Raw genomic sequence first — 18145 nt, forward strand, 5'->3', positions numbered from 1 at the left:
TCTATCGATCAAGCAGTCTCGCCTGACGGCGGGCACGGAAAATGTTGACCGCCTGAAATGCGACAAGATAGGCAAGGCCGGCGCAAACCAGCGAAAAAGGCAGCGAGCCGATCAGCATGGGCTTGAGAACCGGCGTCCAGATCGCATCGAAATTGAAATGGGCGAACATGGCGTGCAGGTCGATTGCGTGATGGGGGCGAATACCATGACCCATGAGAAGCTGACCAGCTTCCCAGTCGCCTGCCCAGATAAACGGATATGTCAGGGGATTGCCTGCCAGCACGGTTGCGGCAGTCGCAGCCAGCATATTGCCGCCAATCAACCACGCAGCGGCAACGGCGAGTGCGATGTGAATACCGATAATCGGCAGAAACGCAGCAGCTACACCGACTGCCACGCCTGCGGCGATGGAATGCGGCGTTGCCTTCAGACGCAGGATACGAAGCGAATGGTAACGCGCGGTGCGGCCAACGCCCATGCGCTTGCGACACTTGGCCGTGTCCTGCGTCCAGTTCAGACCGCTATCGGTGACTTTTTGTTCCATGAGCCTTAGATAGGCTGACACTTAGATAATGACAAATAAAAACCGCCGCGCGGAGGTCTGCGCAGCGGTAAAACTTCATATATTCTTAAAATCGGGATCGCGGATGCGGCAATTGGCAGCAACGCGCTCGCCAATTAGAAGGAGATTTGGCCCCGTTCGATCTGACGCATGCGGTACTCGAGATCGTAGCGATCCTTGGCACCAGCCAAAAATGCTTCTTCGCGCTCGCGGCGGGTCGGGATGTGGAATGCCTTCTTCACTTTGCTAAAACCAAACATTGTCTTAACCTCTGTCTTTCTGTCTCTGTTCTTGACCCCGAAGTTAATGTTGCGGCGCACAATTTACCAGTGCCGCTTTAATTAAGCAGCATTGCATAAAACGCATAGCTTTTTGAAATGACTGTCTTTAGCGGAAAAGTCGTTTGGCTGTTGCGACGCACTCAAGCTCCTTGAGCCGTGAAATCAACAGGTTCAGCTGACGCAAATCCCACACTTCGAGATCGATCGTCATCTCGGTGAAATCTGTGGCAACGCGGGTCATGGTGAGCGTGGAGATATTCACATCCGTTGTCGCAATCGTCTGGGCAACGGTTGCCAGCGTACCCGGTTCATTCAGCGCGCTAATTTCGATGCGGGCTTTGAAGCGGGCCTTGTTGGTCTCGTCCAGATCCCAGCGGACATCGATCCAGCGATGGTTTTCATCGTCGAATTCCTGAAGTCCCGGCGACTGGATCGGGTAAATGGTGAGGCTCTTTCCGTCACCCAGAATGCCGACGATACGGTCACCCGGCACAGCACCGGCCGGCGAGAAGGAGACCTGCAGGTCAGGCGCCAAGCCGCGGAACATCGTTGAGCCTGGAATGCTGGCGCCGTCGCCTTGGCCTGGCACCTTGAAAATCATGCCGGATGCGCTGTCCATGGCCACCCAGCCCTCGTCCGCGGCTTGGCGAACGGTCACGCGCTCATCCTGATAATCGGGAAACACGGCATGAAGGACGTCTATGGAGGACAATTCCCCGCGTCCGACGGCTGCGATTGCGTCTTCCACCTCCTTGTGGCCCAGGCGGAAGAGTGAGGCCTTGAGCAGATCACGCGAGAAGGTTTTGCCCGCGCGTTCGAAGGTACGCTCCAGAATGCGTTGCCCCAGACCGGAATATTGCTTGCGGATCGCCATGCGGGTTGCGCGGCGGATGGCGGAACGGGCCTTGCCCGTCACCACAATCTCTTCCCAGGCGGCCGGCGGGACCTGAACGCCGGAGCGAATGATTTCCACCTCGTCCCCGTTGTTGAGGCGAGTGACCAGCGGCATGATCCGACCGTTGATCTTGGCACCCACGCAGGTGTCGCCAATATCGGTATGCACGGCATAGGCAAAATCGATGGGCGTTGCGCCGCGCGGCAGAGCAATCAGTTTGCCCTTGGGCGAAAAGCAGAATACCTGGTCCTGGAAAAGCTCGAGCTTCGTATGCTCCAGAAACTCTTCAGCGTTATCGCCCTCGGAAAGCGATTCGATGGTCTGGCGCAGCCATGAATAGGCGTTGATCTCGCGGGCGGGCTGGTCACCGGCGGTCTGGCCATCCTTGTAAAGGGAGTGGGCCGCAATGCCGAGCTCGGCGACGTCATTCATCCAATCGGTGCGAATCTGCAATTCAATGCGCTGCCGGGCGGGGCCGACAATGGTGGTGTGAAGCGAGCGGTAACCGTTCTGCTTGGGTGTGGATATGTAATCCTTGAAACGACCCGGCACGAGACGCCAGCGTGTGTGCACCATTCCGAGCGCCTTGTAGCAATCCTGCACCTCCGGCACGATGATGCGGAAGCCGAACACATCGGAAAGCTGCTCGAAGGACAGCGACTTCGACTGCATCTTGCGAAAGACCGAATAGGCCTTTTTCTGCCGACCCTTCACGACAGCGCCGTGCAGCCCGCCGTTTTCGAGAAGCTCGCCAAGCTCACTTTCGATCTTGTCGATAATGCCTTCATTGCGCACGGAAAGTTCGGCCAGTCGCTTGGTGACCGTTTCCCAGGCTTCCGGATTGATGTTGCGGAAGGCCAGCTCTTCCAGCTCCTCGCGCATTTCCTGCATGCCCATGCGACCGGCGAGCGGCGCATAGATATCCATCGTTTCTTCAGATATGCGCTTGCGCTTGTCGTCGCGCATCACGCCGAGCGTGCGCATATTGTGCAGGCGGTCTGCAAGCTTGACCAGAAGGACGCGCAGATCATCAGAAATCGCCAAAAGCAGCTTGCGCAGATTTTCCGCCTGCTTGGCCTTCTTGGACACAAGGTCGATCTTCTTGATCTTGGTCAGCCCTTCGACAAGGCTGCCGATTTCTTCACCAAAAAGCTCGTCGATTTCATCACGTGTGGCTGTGGTATCCTCGATCGTGTCATGCAGGAGTGCAACGGCAATCGTTGCTTCATCGAGATGAAGATCGGTGAGAATGGCGGCAACTTCCAGCGGATGCGAAAAGTAGGGGTCGCCGCTCGCGCGCTTTTGCAGGCCATGTTTCTGCATCGCATAGACATAGGCCTTATTGAGAAGTGCTTCATTGACGTCGGGCTTGTATTTTTGAACGCGCTCTACAAGCTCGTATTGACGCATCATGAACGGAAGGCTCCAAACCTAGAGCTTTTCGGATGAAAACGGGACCTCCCGAAACGCTCTAACCCATTGTTGTTCCGCAATTCCGGACACGAAACCGGTTCCCACTTTCGCTGGAATTGCTTTAGAATAAGAAAGAACGCCAACCGCGAAATTGGCGTTCTCCAAATCATGTTCGACACAAAAGCGTAAACAACATCCTAAGCCGAAAGTTTCATCGGCATGGAATGAGCGCTCTTAGTAGTCGTCGCTTTTTTCCGGCGGAACCAGACCCTCGATACCGGCCAGCAGCTCTTCTTCCGACATGCGGTCAAAGGAGACGGCTTCAGGTGCGTCTTCTTCCACGCCACCTTCAAAGACGTTTGCAGCCTCGGTGGAGGCAGCCTGCGGATCGGGCTCAGGCTCATCAACTTCCACATGCTTCTGCAGCGAGTGGATGAGATCTTCCTTCAGATCTTCCGGCGAAAGTGTCTCGTCTGCGATTTCGCGCAGCGCGACAACGGGGTTCTTGTCATTGTCGCGGTCAATAGTGATCGAAGCGCCCTGCGAAATCAGGCGCGCGCGATGACTGGCGAGCAATACGAGCTCAAACCGGTTATCGACCTTGTCAATGCAATCTTCAACGGTGACGCGGGCCATAGCCTGTCCTCTCAAAATTCGGGGATTTACGTGAATTGACGTTCCCCCTACATTTATTGGAAGCAAAGTTCAAGTTTTTCTTCTAATGATGAGCGTTAACGCATATTTTTGTGAATATGGGAGGCATGGCGATATTTGGCGATCAATTGCGGCTTGGCAAGGCCAGCCGGTTGAAATAAATGGTTATTTTACTACGTATTAATATAGGCAAATAATAGCGCGTTTTCGACCAACAAGAGGGGTGTTGCCGGAAAAAGCGCCAAAATAATAGGGATGGAAGCATGTTTGATCCAAGAGAAAAAATTGCGCTGTTTATTGACGGCGCTAATCTTTACGCAGCCTCAAAAAGCCTGGGGTTTGATATTGATTACCGCAAGCTGCTGGGCGCTTTTCAAAAGCGCGGATATCTTCTGAGAGCGTATTATTACACCGCCCTGATTGAAGATCAGGAATATTCCTCCATTCGCCCGCTCATCGACTGGCTGGACTATAACGGCTACAAGGTGATCACCAAGCCGGCCAAGGAGTTCACCGATTCCATGGGCCGCCGCAAGATCAAGGGCAATATGGATATCGAGCTGGCTGTCGATGCGATGGAACAGGCCGAGACCGTGGACCATCTGGTCCTCTTTTCCGGCGATGGCGATTTCACCACGCTTGTCGAGGCGCTTCAGCGCAAGGGCCGCAAGGTGTCCGTTGTGTCGACAATGGCAACGCAGCCGCCAATGATTGCCGACGATCTGCGCCGTCAGGCCGATCACTTCATCGACCTTTCCTCGCTGAAAGGTGAAGTGGGCCGTGATCCTTCTGAGCGTCCGCAGCGCCCCCAGCAGAACAATGATGACGATTTCGACGATTAATCGCTGTCTTTGAGTATCGGGCGAACGCTTGAGTTTGAAGCGTTCGGTCAACCGACTTTTAACGCTGCCCGTTTTCATTTCCTCAACCGCGCTTTGCGAGAATTCCTGTCATTCTTGACGGATCGCGGGAGGAGAAACGTGGTACAGGCGAAGAACACGACCGTTTTGTCACGGCGCCTATCGGATGGTGACAGCGCATTGGATATCCATGCGGAACCGACTATCGACGAATTGCTGAGCGGCGAGCCTTCACGGCACTTTCCCGAAAAGCGCAACCGGCGCGCAGACGACAGCGATAGAACCGTGATTGCCCGGCTCTACTCCGCCCTGGAAGCGATTGACCGCGGAGAGGTCTATACAGGCGACAATGACGAGGACCATCATTTGATGGAAGATTGTTACCGGCAGTTCTGAGCCAGCATTCAGCTCAACCGCGTTCCTTCAAAAGGCGGTTCTTCTGGCGGTTCCAATCCCGCTCTTTCGACGTCTCGCGCTTGTCGTGCAGCTTCTTACCCTTGGCGAGCGCCAATTCCAACTTCGCCCTGCCCCGGTCGTTGAAATAAATCTTCAACGGTACAAGCGTCATGCCTTCGCGATGAATGGCGGAGCGCAGACGCCCGATCTCGCGCTTGGACAGAAGAAGTTTGCGGCGGCGGCGCGTGTCGTGATTGAAGCGGTTGCCTTGCAGATATTCCGGCAAATAGGAATTGATGAGCCAAAGCTCGCCATCCTCGTCAGAGGCATAGGATTCTGCAATATTGGCCTTGCCGTCGCGCAGAGATTTCACCTCCGTGCCGGTCAAGACAAGACCTGCCTCATAGGTGTCCTGGATCTCGTAGTTGAAGCGGGCTTTTCTGTTTTCCGCGACAACCCGGTTGACCTTTCTCTGGCTGCCCTTCGGTGCCATAAAATCCTCTTTGTTTTCCTGAGCACATGCGGGCGCACCCGATGCTCAATTCACCGGCGATTGCCTCAGTTCAGCAATCCGGCGTGTTTCAGCGCAGCGTCGATGGCATCGGCCGTGCTCTTTTCGACCGGACAGGTCAGCGGAGACCGAACGGTTTCGCCGCAGCGGCCAAGACGCTTTAGTGCATATTTAGCGCCCATAACGCCCGGTTCAATGAAGATGGCCCTATGAAGCGGCATCAAACGGTCCTGATATTCCAGTGCCGCGGCATAATCACCCTTGGCAGTGAGCGCCTGAAACTCTGCACAAAGGCGCGGCGCGACGTTTGCCGTCACCGATATGCAGCCGACGCCGCCATGGGCGTTGAAGCCGAGTGCGGTGGCATCTTCACCGGACAACTGCACGAAATCCTTGCCGCAGGCTGCGCGCTGTTCGGAAACGCGCTCCAGCTTGCCGGTCGCATCTTTCACGCCGATGATGTTCTTGTGCGTCCGCACCAGCGTCGCCATCGTCTCCACGCTCATGTCGATGACCGAACGCGGCGGAATATTGTAGATGATGATCGGAATGGTGATCGCTTCTGCGATGGCAGCAAAATGCGCGATCAGGCCCTTCTGGGTCGGCTTGTTGTAATAGGGCGTCACCACGAGAACGGCATCCGCACCCGCCTTTTCGGCGTGGGTGGCCAGATCGATTGCCTCGCGGGTGTTGTTGGAGCCCGCACCGGCGATGACCGGCACGCGGCCGGCGGCCGTTTCGATGCACAGTTCAACGACCCGTTTATGTTCGTCGTGGGAAAGCGTTGGCGATTCACCGGTGGTGCCGACGGGAACCAGACCGCTGGATCCTTCCGCGATCTGCCAATTGACATGATCGACAAAGGCTTTTTCATCAACTGCGCCACTTTCGTCAAATGGTGTTACGAGAGCGGGCATTGATCCCTTGAACATGGGTTTACTCCTGGTGTGGACAAAGCACACGCTTTGGCCGCATTTTTTCATTATTGATTCTGTCCAGATGTGAGGTGAGATACCCTACAACGGATTGAAGTGTGGCTTTTAAATGAGTTTTCAGCCGGTTGAAAGATCGAAATGCGAATGGTTCCATCAGTTTCGCTGATTTTCGCGGGCGCCTTGGGCGGTTGGTTGCTTGCGGGTGGAATGCTGGATGATACCACAAGACAAGCCCAAATCGCCGAAACCTCCAAGGCAAGCCCGGAAAAAACCGGCTCTATTCCCGTCACGCTGCAGGCCATGCCAAACCGGCTTGCGGTGTTTCGTGACGGGATGAGCGCGTTCAAGTCCGGCGCTATGGCGGACGCGATCAGTGCCCGCAACACGCTGCTGCGCGGCGATATCCATCGCGATACACTGACCTACCTGATTGCCATGTCGGGCGCGCGCGATGTTCCCTCCAGCGAGTTTGAAGGTGCAAGGCGCGAACTTTCCGGATGGCCAGGCATTGAAAAGACGCGCGCGGCTTATGAACGCGCGCTCTACCGCGAACACCCATCGGCCGAGCAGGTTCTTTCCGCTTTCAAGACGATCCAGCCTGAAACATCGGAGGGCCGCATCCTGCTGGCGCGCGCCCTTCATGAAAGTGGCGAGGACGATACGGCCAAGGCACTGATCCTGCCGCTGTGGTCTGGCGAAGTGCTGACCCGATGGCAGGAAGGCGAGGTTCTGGACTATCTCGGCGACCTTCTGCGCCCGCAGGACCACCTGGCGCGTATGAACTACCTGCTCTACCGCGACCGTATCAGCCAGGCGACACGGTTTGCCAAGCTTGCCAGTGCCAAACCGCTTTTTGACGCCTGGTCTGCCGTGATCCGCGGCCACAAGGATGCGGCCAAGCTTTTGAAAGACGCGGAAAAGGACTTCAAGGGAACAGCGCCGCTAAAGTTTGCCAATATCCTTTATCTGCAGAAACAGGACAAATATGATGATGCGGCAAACCTGCTGGATGCGGTGACGGATGCCGAGGAAAGCGCCATTTCACCCGGCGAGTGGTGGAACGAGCGGCGTATCATCAGTCGGGGGCTTTATGAGGCAGGCGACATCAAGCGCGCCTATGCGCTGGTGGCTGCTCATCATGCCAAAACACCACAGGATATTGCCGACGCTGAGTTTCATGCCGGCTGGTATGCGCTGCGAGGCCTGAACGACAGCGAGAAGGCAACTGCGCATTTCCGCAGGCTTCTTGAGGTTTCCACCCTGCCCTCATCTCGCTCCCGTGCACTTTATTGGCTTGGTCGAGCCGAGGAAGAAAAGAACCCGCAAGCGGCCAAAGCCCATCTGGAAGAGGCAACCGTTTATGGCGGAAACTTCTACGGTCAGCTGGCTGCCGCACGTCTGAAAAAGCCGCTTTCGGCCGAGCCGCCGAAACCGTCGCCGCCGCCGGCCATGCAGGGCTTTGAGGAGATACCGGCGATGAAGGCCATCGGCCTCCTGGAGGAAAACGGTTTTCACGATCAGGCCCGCCGCCTCTACAGTGAACTGGCGGACCAGACGAATTCAGGTGAGCTTTTGGAGGCGCTGGCAGCGCGCGCCGAGGCGCAGCACGACAGCGCCCTGGCGCTCGCGGTGGGTAAGACTGCCTATTACAAAGGGCTTGCTCCGTTCTCCGTTGCCTTCCCGGTCACAGCGATCAGCAGTGCCGCTGGCCTGAGCCCGGAAGAACGCGCCTTGTCATTGGCGATTGCCCGGCAGGAAAGCGGGTTCAACGGTACCGCCGTCTCGCCCGTCGATGCACGTGGACTGATGCAGGTCATGCCGGGGACAGCCAAGGAGATTTCAGCACGGCTCGGCCTTGCCTATGCGCCGGAAAAGCTGACTGCCGACGATGCCTATAATGCGCTTTTGGGCTCAAAATACGCCGGTGAGCAAATCCGTCGCCACGAAGGTTCCTATATCCTCACCTTCGCTGCCTACAATGCAGGGCCGGGGCGGGTGAAGGAATGGCTGGCGCGTTTTGGCGATCCGCGCGGCAGACCGACCGATGAGGTGGTCGACTGGATTGAGATGATCCCCTACCCCGAAACGCGTTTTTACGTGCAGCGGGTGATGGAGAATTTCGAGGTCTACAAGATGCGCTTCGGTCTGCCTGCGGAGATCGACAAGGATATTTCCGCGCGAAACTGAACCGCGATTCATGTTTTTGCCCTCCTGCCCTTGTAACGGGCAAGATTTGTGGCCTAAAACAGGACCCGATCTGGGAGGGTAGCCATCATGACAGTTTCATTTTCCGAAGGTTTCAAGGAACATTATTACACGTCTGAGGACGGGCTGAAGCTTTATGCGCGGGAATATGGCGCGGATGTTTCAAGCGATGCGTTGCCTATCGTGTGTCTTCCTGGCCTCACTCGCAATTCCGGCGATTTCCATCTCTTTGCGTTGAAGGTGGCCCATCACCCGACACGCCCGAGGAAGGTCTTCACCTTCGATTTGCGGGGCCGGGGGAAATCTGCCTGGGACGATCACAAGGAAAACTACAATCCGGTAATGGAAGCCAAGGACGTGGTGACCGGCTGCCAAGCGCTCGGGATCAAGAAGGCTGTCTTTATTGGCACCTCGCGCGGTGGACTTGTGATGCATATCATCATGACCTTTGCGCCCGACCTTATGGCTGCTGCCGTGCTGAACGATGTCGGCCCGGCATTGGCGCGCGAAGGGCTGGAACTGATCCAGACCTATCTCAAAGTGCCGCCTGCCAAAGTGACCAGTTGGGATCTGGCCGTACAGGGTGCAAAGTTTGTGCACGGGACATTTTTCACTGCATTCAACGAGCAGGACTGGGTGGATATGGCCCATGCCTCGCTGGTCGAAACACCGGATGGCCTCAAGGCTCCGGTCGATCCGGCTATCGCCATAGAAATCGCCAAGGCTGATCTTAGCAAACCGCTGATTGAACTTTGGGATCAGTTCGAGCTTTTCAAATCCATACCCTTGCTGACGATCCGCGGGGAAACCTCGCTGCTGTTGAGCGAAGAGATCGTTGAGAAAATGAAAGCCCGCAACCCGGCGATGGAGACGATCGTCGTGAAAGGACAGGGTCACGCCCCGTTCCTCCACATGGCTGGCCTCGACGAGAGCATTCTCGATCTTGCGGACAAAGCTCAAGCCTGAGCGGCCATCCAGTCGCGAATATCGGCAAGCTCGTAGATTGCGCAGACGATGTGATAGAACGTGCTGGCCGGTGCCGGCTCGTCAACGAAGCTTCCGTCAGGCTTCATCTTGTCGAGCCACAGCCCCGGTTTGCACGGCTCCAGAAAAAGCCGCAACGCCTCGCAGGCCTTTGCCGCATCGGCGAGGTATGTTTCGCGCGCCTGACCGGTGCTGTTCATCGCCAACAGGGCCGACGCCTTCATCCATTCCGGCTGCGGCCAAAGTCTTGCCATTTCATCGCGCGGCGTGAAATCGTCATTGAGCGCCATGAAGGCAACCCGGCGGCTTTCACTAATGCCATGCGCCTTTCCGATTTCATAAAGCCGCTTGGCCTTGGCAATGCCCTCTTCGCTCTTCGAACCGACCGCCCAGTGCAGAAGAAGCCATGCCCATTCGAACTGATGGCCGGTTTCGACAACGCGGCCCTCGTCACCCGCCATCGGTGTCCAGTCTTGAGCGAAGAACTCGCGAAGAGCGCCCGTCTCACTATCAATGAACCGTGTCATGGCGAGTGCGGCAATTTCGTCGGCGAGATCGTTCCAGACCGCCTTGTCCTTGGCGATCTTTGCCCATTCCTGCGCGGTCTCGAAGAGATGCATGTGCGGATTTGAGCAAAGCGGCTCCTTTGGCGGATTGTCCATATGAAAACCGCCCAACGGGTGCTTGTACCGCGTCTTCAACACATCAAGAAGCGCAGTCGCCTTGGCTTCCATCTCAGCATGGCGCTCGGGAAAGGCACGGGCGATCTGCGCCATGCCAAAAAGCGCAAAAGCATGGTTGTAGAGATCGAAGTCTGCGTCCACCAGTTCGCCATCAGGCGAAACGAGAGCGCCATAGAGGCCATCGCTGCGCTTGAAAGCCGTTTCGAACCAGGCAAATGCCGCCTCAGCCTGACTTTTCCACTCAGCCTTATAGCCGCGAAGGCCGCCGACGACTAAACAGTAGACCTGCCGCGGCTGGACGCGTGCGCGTCGATTGTCGTTCACGCAGGGTTTGCCGTCCTGGGCGAGGCGTTCATAAAAGCCGCCGGTTTCAGGATCGAAGCCTGCGCTTGCCCAAAGTGGCAAAGCCGCTTTTTCCAGCCAGTTTTCAAACCACTGAACCTGTTTTTCGAAGTCAACAAAGGCATTCATGCTTGCGGTGCTTCCCAATTGCGAATGCGCTCCAGACCTTTTGCCAGAAGGGCGTCTGCCTCTTCAGCACTTGGTGCCTCGACATAGCAGCGCATTTCAGGCGCATTGCCCGACGGACGAAAATGAATGGACCGGCCCTCAGAAAGGCTGACGCGCAAGCCGTCAAGGTCGGACATATCTTCCGGTGTTGCGAGCCCTGTAAGGAAGCTTGAGACGTTCTCGGGGTCTTCGCGCAGCCAGTCCATCAGCGCCGCGCTCTGTTCGAGCGGGAAATTCTGCAACCTGTCTGCTGCGGTCACGGGAAGCTTCAAGCTCGCGCAATAGGCCGAAAGCGAAAGCCCCTCATGTTTTGCACTGGCGAGAGCGGTGAGGATCGGCAGAAAACAGTCGCGCGTCGGAAGTGCTTTCAACTCACGCCCATCCACGTCAAACGCGGAGCCTGTGAGTGTGCCGCCATTGGCCTCGAAACCAATAATGCCATCACCTTCGGCATTTTCCATGCCCGAAATGACATAGGGTGAGCCGACGCGTGTGCGGACGACCTTGAACCTGCCTGACGCTTCGATGCCCGAATTGGACGTGATCGGTGTCACCACCGTATCGGCGTTCAGGTAAGCCGCACAGATCAATCCAAGAATATCGCCCTTGATCGGCACGCCTTTTTCGTCGGTCACGAGCGGCCTGTCGCCATCGCCATCGGCGGAAACAACACTGTGGAGGCCGAGTTCGGCAACCCATTTTTGGGTCGCTTCGACCGTTTCGGGCGAAACCGCCTCCGTATCAACGGGGATGAAGGTTTCAGAGCGGCCCAATTCAACCACATCGCAACCGTAGAATTTCAGGATATCGACCAGCATATCGCGGGCGACCGTCGAGTGCTGGTAGACACCGACTTTCAGGCCGGCAAGCGCGTTGGGCGGCAGTATCTGGCGGTTGCGTTCAACAAACAACGCTTCGGCCTCACCGGATTCGTCCGACAGTCTGCCAACTGCCGATTGCCAGTCTTCTTCCATTGTCTGCTTGGCCGCGTCCGATATGCCGGTTTCGTCGCTCTTGTCGATTTCACCGTCCGGGCGATAGAATTTCAGACCGTTGCGATCCGCCGGGATATGGGACCCGGTAATCATAATGCCTGCAAATCCATGCTCCTGGCCATAATAGGCAAGGGCTGGGGTGGGAAGTGTTCCGCAATCGACGGGCACGAAACCTTCACTCGTCAGTGCTGCGGCGGCATTTTTAGCGATGGCCTCACTGGAATCGCGAAAATCCCGTCCAATCAGCACCTTATCGCCGCTGTTGATGATTCCACGCTGTTTCAAATAGCGAACATAGGCGGCAGGATAAGCAAATGAGGCCTTGCCGAGCAGATCGACCGACAGTCCACGCAATCCACTGGTTCCAAATTTCAAGCTCACGTTTCCTCCAAAAGCAATGATACTGACAATTAATCAATGTGCGTTGATGACGGTTGTTCCAACACGAAAAAAGGTGCCGCCTTTGTAATGCGGTCGATGCAAAACTGCAACGTGGCGGAGGTTACGCGCGGTGCCAAGCACGAATCTATTGCAATTTAAAACCTGAAGGTTCATTAGAGCCCGCAAAGTTGAAGATTGTGCAGTACGGGCAACGTGTTGCAGCGCTTAAAGATGTTTCTCGCCTGATCGAGGAACCTGCGCCACCCCGAAGGGCAAGCATGCTGGAAAAGTTTCTTTCCAAGGCAAACAGAGGCCTGTTGACGCGGCTTCTTACCGAAAATTTTCGTGGACAGGCGGGCTGGTATGGGATCGCCATTGCCGCGATGCTCGTTGTCGCAGCAATGACGGCGGCAAGTGCCTGGATCATGCGCGATATCGTCAATGAAACGATCGTTTCCAAGGATATCGACCGGGTCTTTGCAATCTCGCTGGTCGTTGCGCTGATCTTTGCAATCAAAGGTGCGGCCACCTATGTCCAGACCATATTTCTCAGCAAGGCCGGCAACAACATCATTGCGCGGACGCAGCGGAAAATCTTCCAGCAGATTCTGAAACAGGGCATTGCGTTCCACTCGAAATATTCCTCTTCAGAACTGTTGATGCGCATGACCACCAATGCGCAGTCTGTGCGTCAGGTTCTCGATCTGATCGTCACCTCCTTCGTGCGCGACCTGTTTTCGCTGCTCGGTCTGATCGCGGTCATGGTCATTCAGCAGCCTATTCTTTCCATTGTCACAGCGATCATCGGGCCGCTGGCGATTTTCGGCGTGCGCAAGATCACCCGCCGCGTGCGCAAGATCATGGAACAGGAAATGGTCTCCATGAACCTGATCATCCACAATGTTCAGGAGGCGGCAACGGGGATACGCGTCGTCAAGGCGTTCGGCCTGGAAAACTATCTCAATACCGAGATGGACAGGCATGTGAGCGATGTCGAAAGCCGTGCAAACGGCGTGGCGCGGCTGGAAGCGGCTTCCAGCCCGATCATGGAAACGCTTTCGGGCTTTGCCATTGCAGGCGTGGTCGCGCTCAGCGGCGTATGGGTTCTGCAGGAGGGTGCAACGCCCGGCGAACTCATGTCTTTCATCACCGCGCTTCTCCTGGCCTATGAGCCGGCCAAGCGCCTCGCCCGCATGCGCGTTGCGCTGGAAAGCGGCATGGTGGGCGTGCGCATGATGTATGAGATCGTCGATCACCCGATCGATCTTTCGGAAAAGGAAGATGCTGTCGCACTGCCGAAGGGCGGCGGGGAAATCCGTTTCAACGACGTAACGTTCTCCTACAAACCAGGGCAGAAGATTTTCGACAAGCTCAATCTCACCTTTCCGGCCGGCAAGACCACGGCGCTTGTCGGGCCGTCGGGTGGCGGCAAATCCTCGATCATCAACATGATCATGCGGCTTTACGACCCTGAAAGCGGCTCTGTGACCATCGATGGAACCGACATCAAGGACGTGACGTTCCAATCGTTGCGCGAGCGCATGTCCTTCGTGGGGCAGGATACGTTTCTTTTCAGCGGCACAGTTCGCGCCAATATCGGCTTCGGACGCGAGGGGGCCAGCGACGATGAGATCGTTGCCGCGGCCAAGGCGGCAAACGCCCATGACTTCATCATGCGCATGTCCGACGGCTACGATTCAGAAGTCGGTGTCAACGGCACCAATCTTTCCGGTGGTCAGCGCCAGCGCATTGCCATTGCACGCGCCATGCTGCGCAACAGCGAAATTCTTGTGCTGGACGAGGCAACGAGCGCGCTTGATTCGGAATCGGAAGCTGCAATCCGCGACGCTCTGGCCGTGCTTTCCAAGGGGCGCACGACGATCATGATTGCGCACAGGCTTTCCACCGTCAGCACGGCGGACAACATCGTTGTCATGGAAGCGGGCAATGTCGTTGAACAAGGACCGCAGGCTGACCTTCTCGGCCGGGACGGTCCCTATCGACGACTTTACGAGCTTCAGCTTCTGCCGGCAGCCGGAGAAGTGGCCTGACCATGGAAGACACCGCCGTCGATCGAAAGAGCCTGGATATATCGGACATCACCGTCGTTTCCGTCTGCTATAATAGCGGCGAGGTTATTGGCGAGATGGTCGCTTCCATCCCGGAGGATGTTCCGGTGATCCTCGTTGACAATGAAGCGCGCACTCAATTCCCCGATTTCGGCCCGCGGCAGAATGTCAAAATCATACCGCTTGCGGAAAATGTCGGTTTTGGGCGGGGCTGCAATGAAGGTGCAAAGGCAGCCCAGACTCCATATCTTTTGTTTCTGAACCCGGATTCTCGCCTTGAGGACGGCACCTTGAACGCCCTTCTGAATGGCGCACGGCACCATCCCGAGGCGTCCGCCTTCAATCCGCGCCTGCAGAATGCAAAGGGCGATGTGGCGTTCAAGCGCCGGTCTTATCTTCTGCCGCGCAGTGAGTATATCCGCCGCGGTTGGCCGGATGCCGATTTCGAAGTGCCTGTCTTGAGCGGTTCGGCTATCTTCGTGTCAAAAGCAAACTTTGACATAGTTGGCGGCTTCGACCCCGAGATTTTTCTCTATCACGAAGACGATGACCTTTCTCTGCGCCTGAAAAAACTTGGACCGCTCTATTTCATCCGCGATGCGGTGGTTACACATGCGGGTGGGCATTCGTCAGGCCGTTCGGCCAAGGTTGCATATCTGAAGGCCTATCACATGGCTCGCTCACGCGTTTACACGGGCCGTAAATACGACCGGCCTGCACCGCTCTTCTTTGCCTATCTCGAAGCCTTTCGCCTGATGGCATCGCCCATCACCTGGTTTTCCGCGCGCAAGCGCGCCAAGGCTGCCGGTTTTCTGGCAGGAGCCAGAAGCGTTAGCGGTTAGAGTATCGGGCGATAATATTAAGCCATTCTGTTAGCCCAATATTATCGCCCGATGCTCTACCGTCCCGCCGCGTCGCCCGAGCCCTTGCCGAGCGCCGTATTGAACAGAATACCGATGTCCCCGGCAAAGCTGCGCTCATCGACATATTGACGATCGGCAACGGCAAGGCGCTGCGGCTCCGACATGTCGAGACCTGCCAGCTGCGCGCTGCCCGTAATGCCGGGTCGCACCGAAAAGACATCAAGCCTTCGACGCGCAGCCACCAGTTCTTCCTGCGTGGGCAGACAGGGGCGCGGTCCCACCAGGCTCATTTCGCCTAAAAGGACGTTCCAAAGCTGGGGCAGTTCGTCGAGTTTGGACTTGCGGAGAAAACGGCCAACCGGGGTGATCCAGGCAGTCGATGCCTGATGCGATGCCACGTTTGGCGTATCAACCTGCATGGTTCTGAACTTCAGGCATTTGAACGGCTTTTCATGCCAGCCGACGCGGGTCTGCGCGAAAATGGCCGGGCCCTTCGATGTCAGCTTGATCACAACAGCCACGATGGCAATGACCGGACTGAGAACCACCAGCATAACAGCCGCAACGGCGAAGTCGAAAAGTCTTTTCATGTGCAGGTGTAATCCAAACTCTCGGTTCAAAGGCGAAGGCGTCCCTGTTCAACGCCGTGCATAAGCGCTTTTGTCCCGTGCTTGCAAGATGCAAATGGCTTTCCTTCCAATACGGAGGCAAAGCCATCATCTCGTCCATTTGATTGTATTGTTTGCTTGAAACGCGGTGAGGTGCCTTGTAATGACAAAGGATCAGTTTCATGCTCCCTTTTCATAAAGCTTCCTTTACAGGTCGAGCATGCAGTTTCGAGTGTGATGCAATGAAGTCGATACAGCAAAAAGGTTCCGAACCGGCATCAACAGGTGAACGGATAGGCCTTTATAGTCCGGAAGTGCCTGCCAACGGCCCGAAACAAGGCTAGCATATGGCAGCTGGTAACGTAATCGACTCCATTCTGGAATGGCCGCGCTGGTTCAAGCGTCTGTTTGTCGTGACGGTTGACGCATTCATCTGCGTACTCACGCTCTGGATGGCGTTTTCCTTACGACTGGACAGCTGGGATCCGCTCGAAGGCATTGAGTTGATCACCATTCCGGTTTCGCTCGTGATCGCGATTCCGCTCTTTATCACCCATGGGCTTTATCGGGCGATCTTCCGGTATATAGGCTGGGCCGCCTTCATGGCGATCATTCGTGCTGTGGCAATCTATGGTCTGATTTTCATGACCATATTCACCTTTATCAGTGTTCCCGGCATACCGCGCACCGTGGGCATCCTGCAGCCCATGCTTCTGCTTCTGGTTGTCGGCATGTCGCGCCTGGTGGCAAAGCAGCTCTTTGGAAACAGCTACCGACTGATACTTCAGCGCAGCGAAGCGTCAAACGCCCTGATTTACGGGGCCGGTTCGATCGGGCGGCAGCTTTCGAGCGCAATCCGCAATGCTGGGGAACTGCGCGTGGCCGGTTATCTCGACGACGATCCGAAGCTGCATGGGGCGCTGATTGATGGCGTTTACGTCTATGATCCCGCAACACTGAAGGAAACCGTGCGCAAACTGAATGCGCGAACTGTTCTCCTTGCCGTGCCCAATATCGAGCCGCAGCGCCGCAAGGCGATCATTGAAAGCCTTCGTGGTGCACGCGTTGCCGTTCGCATCATGCCGAACGTGAACGACCTTGTGCAAGGCCGCGTGCGGATGACGGATCTCGAAGAGCTTGATATCAACGATCTCCTTGGCCGGCCCGCGGTCCCACCGGAAGAAGAGCTTCTCGCCAGAAACATCCAAGGCAAGGTCGTGATGGTCACGGGCGCAGGCGGGTCGATCGGTAGCGAGTTGTGCCGCCAGATCTGCAAGATCGGGCCGGAGCGGCTTTTGCTGGTGGAGCATAATGAATATTCGCTCTACAGTATCGTGAGCGAACTGGAGCGCAACCCCGACTGCAATTCAAGGCTGGTGCCCTTGTTGGCCTCCGTGCGGGACCAGAAGCGCGTGGAAGAAATCGTCGGCAGTTTCAAGCCGCACACGATCTACCATGCCGCCGCCTACAAGCATGTGCCGCTGGTGGAGCAGAATCCTGTCGAAGGGGTTTCCAACAATGTGTTTGGGACGTTGACCGTTGCTCAGGTCGCCGCTGAAAACGATGTCGAAGCCTTTGTGCTGGTCAGCACCGACAAGGCAGTGCGACCGACCAATATCATGGGGGCCTCAAAGCGTATTGCCGAACTCATTCTGCAGGCTTTTTCGGATCGCGGATGCAAAACGGTGTTTTCCATGGTGCGCTTCGGCAATGTCTTGGGTTCTTCGGGTTCTGTTGTTCCGCTTTTCCGCCAGCAGATCGCAAGTGGCGGACCGATCACCCTCACCCACCCTGAGATTACGCGTTATTTCATGTCCATCCCGGAAGCAGCCCAACTTGTCATTCAGGCCGGTGCCATGGGTCAGGGTGGCGACGTCTTCGTTCTGGACATGGGCGAACCAGTCAAAATCATCGATCTGGCGCGCGGCATGGTCGAGCTTTCCGGGCTTACCGTGAAAGACGATAGCAATCCGGATGGCGATATCGAATTTGTTATGACGGGCCTGCGGCCAGCTGAGAAGCTTTACGAAGAGCTTTTGATCGGTGAAAACCCCTCGCCAACACGTCATCCGCGCATCATGACCGCGCAGGAAGAGTATTTCGAATGGACGGTGCTTGAGGAAAAGCTCGAAAAGCTCCGGAACCTCATGGGCAAGGGCGCGATCAAGGAACTCAGAACCCATATTGGCGATCTCGTTTCCGGATATGACGCCGCCTCTGACATTGTGGACCTGATGACTCTTCATCAGCTTGAAATGTCACACCATGGTGCACCGCCACGCCATCTGCCGGACGAGATGCTGGCGCAGGATCTTCAGACTAAGCGCTGAGCCGTGCCGT

16 protein-coding genes are annotated in these 18145 nt (G+C 56.4%); 7 read left to right on the forward strand and 9 right to left on the reverse strand.

Annotated elements, in window-relative coordinates:
* Position 1: 1 nt before the first annotated feature.
* The 4 genes from NHF56_RS10305 to rpoZ form a co-directional block, all read right to left on the reverse strand.
* Positions 2 to 544 carry a DUF2062 domain-containing protein gene (locus NHF56_RS10305; RefSeq protein ID WP_252804008.1) on the reverse strand — a complete coding sequence of 181 codons (543 nt, stop codon included), beginning with the start codon at positions 542 to 544 and terminating at the stop codon, positions 2 to 4.
* A gap of 134 nt (positions 545 to 678) precedes the next feature.
* A complete protein-coding gene (locus NHF56_RS10310) occupies positions 679 to 822 on the reverse strand; it encodes a DUF3563 family protein (RefSeq protein ID WP_252804010.1) in 144 nt (47 codons plus the stop codon).
* 127 nt (positions 823 to 949) lie between these two features.
* Positions 950 to 3151 carry a bifunctional (p)ppGpp synthetase/guanosine-3',5'-bis(diphosphate) 3'-pyrophosphohydrolase gene (locus NHF56_RS10315; RefSeq protein ID WP_252804012.1) on the reverse strand — a complete coding sequence of 734 codons (2202 nt, stop codon included), beginning with the start codon at positions 3149 to 3151 and terminating at the stop codon, positions 950 to 952.
* Between the two features lie 234 nt (positions 3152 to 3385).
* The gene (rpoZ, locus tag NHF56_RS10320) at positions 3386 to 3787 is read right to left on the reverse strand and encodes a DNA-directed RNA polymerase subunit omega (protein ID WP_252804014.1); all 402 of its coding nucleotides are present in this window, start codon (positions 3785 to 3787) and stop codon (positions 3386 to 3388) included.
* A 281-nt stretch (positions 3788 to 4068) separates the two neighbouring features.
* On the opposite strand from rpoZ, the gene NHF56_RS10325 reads away from it, so the two are divergent.
* Both NHF56_RS10325 and NHF56_RS10330 read left to right on the forward strand, forming a co-directional pair.
* A complete protein-coding gene (locus tag NHF56_RS10325) occupies positions 4069 to 4647 on the forward strand; it encodes an NYN domain-containing protein (RefSeq protein ID WP_252804016.1) in 579 nt (192 codons plus the stop codon).
* Positions 4648 to 4785: 138 nt separating this feature from the next.
* Positions 4786 to 5061, forward strand: a complete 276-nt coding sequence (locus tag NHF56_RS10330; protein WP_252804018.1) for a hypothetical protein — start codon at positions 4786 to 4788, stop codon at positions 5059 to 5061.
* Between the two features lie 13 nt (positions 5062 to 5074).
* On the opposite strand, the gene smpB is transcribed toward NHF56_RS10330, so the two are convergent.
* Entirely contained in the window at positions 5075 to 5554 is a 480-nt protein-coding gene (smpB, locus tag NHF56_RS10335; RefSeq protein ID WP_252804020.1) for an SsrA-binding protein SmpB, read from the reverse strand.
* A 65-nt stretch (positions 5555 to 5619) separates the two neighbouring features.
* Positions 5620 to 6504 carry a 4-hydroxy-tetrahydrodipicolinate synthase gene (gene dapA, locus NHF56_RS10340; protein WP_252804022.1) on the reverse strand — a complete coding sequence of 295 codons (885 nt, stop codon included), beginning with the start codon at positions 6502 to 6504 and terminating at the stop codon, positions 5620 to 5622.
* A gap of 147 nt (positions 6505 to 6651) precedes the next feature.
* Between dapA and NHF56_RS10345 the strand changes: the two genes are divergently transcribed.
* Both NHF56_RS10345 and NHF56_RS10350 read left to right on the forward strand, forming a co-directional pair.
* Positions 6652 to 8694, forward strand: coding sequence for a lytic transglycosylase domain-containing protein (locus tag NHF56_RS10345; RefSeq protein WP_252804024.1), 2043 nt, complete (start codon positions 6652 to 6654; stop codon positions 8692 to 8694).
* An 87-nt stretch (positions 8695 to 8781) separates the two neighbouring features.
* The gene (locus NHF56_RS10350) at positions 8782 to 9678 is read left to right on the forward strand and encodes an alpha/beta fold hydrolase (protein WP_252804026.1); all 897 of its coding nucleotides are present in this window, start codon (positions 8782 to 8784) and stop codon (positions 9676 to 9678) included.
* On the opposite strand, the gene NHF56_RS10355 is transcribed toward NHF56_RS10350, so the two are convergent.
* Both NHF56_RS10355 and NHF56_RS10360 read right to left on the reverse strand, forming a co-directional pair.
* Positions 9669 to 10850: an AGE family epimerase/isomerase gene (locus NHF56_RS10355; RefSeq protein ID WP_252804028.1), complete on the reverse strand. Its 1182-nt coding sequence runs from the start codon at positions 10848 to 10850 to the stop codon at positions 9669 to 9671. The two genes, NHF56_RS10350 and NHF56_RS10355, sit on opposite strands and share 10 nt — an antisense overlap.
* Entirely contained in the window at positions 10847 to 12259 is a 1413-nt protein-coding gene (locus NHF56_RS10360) for a phosphomannomutase (RefSeq protein WP_252804952.1), read from the reverse strand. Before NHF56_RS10360 ends, NHF56_RS10355 begins: the two co-directional genes overlap by 4 nt.
* Before the next feature lie 284 nt (positions 12260 to 12543).
* Here NHF56_RS10360 and NHF56_RS10365 point away from each other — a divergent pair, with 284 nt between their 5' ends.
* Entirely contained in the window at positions 12544 to 14316 is a 1773-nt protein-coding gene (locus NHF56_RS10365; RefSeq protein ID WP_252804030.1) for an ABC transporter ATP-binding protein, read from the forward strand.
* A gap of 2 nt (positions 14317 to 14318) precedes the next feature.
* Positions 14319 to 15176 (forward strand): glycosyltransferase family 2 protein, encoded by an 858-nt coding sequence (locus tag NHF56_RS10370; protein ID WP_252804032.1) that lies wholly within the window; start codon positions 14319 to 14321, stop codon positions 15174 to 15176.
* 56 nt (positions 15177 to 15232) lie between these two features.
* On the opposite strand, the gene NHF56_RS10375 is transcribed toward NHF56_RS10370, so the two are convergent.
* Positions 15233 to 15787, reverse strand: coding sequence for a sugar transferase (locus NHF56_RS10375; RefSeq protein WP_252804034.1), 555 nt, complete (start codon positions 15785 to 15787; stop codon positions 15233 to 15235).
* 365 nt (positions 15788 to 16152) lie between these two features.
* Between NHF56_RS10375 and NHF56_RS10380 the strand changes: the two genes are divergently transcribed.
* A complete protein-coding gene (locus NHF56_RS10380; protein ID WP_252804036.1) occupies positions 16153 to 18135 on the forward strand; it encodes a nucleoside-diphosphate sugar epimerase/dehydratase in 1983 nt (660 codons plus the stop codon).
* The last annotated feature ends 10 nt before the right edge of the window (positions 18136 to 18145 follow it).

The organism is Rhizobium sp. L1K21 (genome assembly GCF_024055895.1).
Classification (GTDB): Bacteria; Pseudomonadota; Alphaproteobacteria; order Rhizobiales; family Rhizobiaceae; genus Ensifer_A.

Excerpts from the sequence above, each read along its gene's own strand:
- NHF56_RS10305 (WP_252804008.1), bottom strand. The coding sequence starts at position 544 with ATGGAACAAAAAGTCACCGATAGCGGTCTGAACTGGACGCAGGACACG.
- NHF56_RS10310 (WP_252804010.1), bottom strand. The coding sequence starts at position 822 with ATGTTTGGTTTTAGCAAAGTGAAGAAGGCATTCCACATCCCGACCCGC.
- NHF56_RS10315 (WP_252804012.1), bottom strand. The coding sequence starts at position 3,151 with ATGATGCGTCAATACGAGCTTGTAGAGCGCGTTCAAAAATACAAGCCC.
- rpoZ (WP_252804014.1), bottom strand. The coding sequence starts at position 3,787 with ATGGCCCGCGTCACCGTTGAAGATTGCATTGACAAGGTCGATAACCGG.
- NHF56_RS10325 (WP_252804016.1), top strand. The coding sequence starts at position 4,069 with ATGTTTGATCCAAGAGAAAAAATTGCGCTGTTTATTGACGGCGCTAAT.
- smpB (WP_252804020.1), bottom strand. The coding sequence starts at position 5,554 with ATGGCACCGAAGGGCAGCCAGAGAAAGGTCAACCGGGTTGTCGCGGAA.
- dapA (WP_252804022.1), bottom strand. The coding sequence starts at position 6,504 with ATGTTCAAGGGATCAATGCCCGCTCTCGTAACACCATTTGACGAAAGT.
- NHF56_RS10345 (WP_252804024.1), top strand. The coding sequence starts at position 6,652 with ATGGTTCCATCAGTTTCGCTGATTTTCGCGGGCGCCTTGGGCGGTTGG.
- NHF56_RS10350 (WP_252804026.1), top strand. The coding sequence starts at position 8,782 with ATGACAGTTTCATTTTCCGAAGGTTTCAAGGAACATTATTACACGTCT.
- NHF56_RS10355 (WP_252804028.1), bottom strand. The coding sequence starts at position 10,850 with ATGAATGCCTTTGTTGACTTCGAAAAACAGGTTCAGTGGTTTGAAAAC.
- NHF56_RS10365 (WP_252804030.1), top strand. The coding sequence starts at position 12,544 with ATGCTGGAAAAGTTTCTTTCCAAGGCAAACAGAGGCCTGTTGACGCGG.
- NHF56_RS10370 (WP_252804032.1), top strand. The coding sequence starts at position 14,319 with ATGGAAGACACCGCCGTCGATCGAAAGAGCCTGGATATATCGGACATC.
- NHF56_RS10375 (WP_252804034.1), bottom strand. The coding sequence starts at position 15,787 with ATGAAAAGACTTTTCGACTTCGCCGTTGCGGCTGTTATGCTGGTGGTT.
- NHF56_RS10380 (WP_252804036.1), top strand. The coding sequence starts at position 16,153 with ATGGCAGCTGGTAACGTAATCGACTCCATTCTGGAATGGCCGCGCTGG.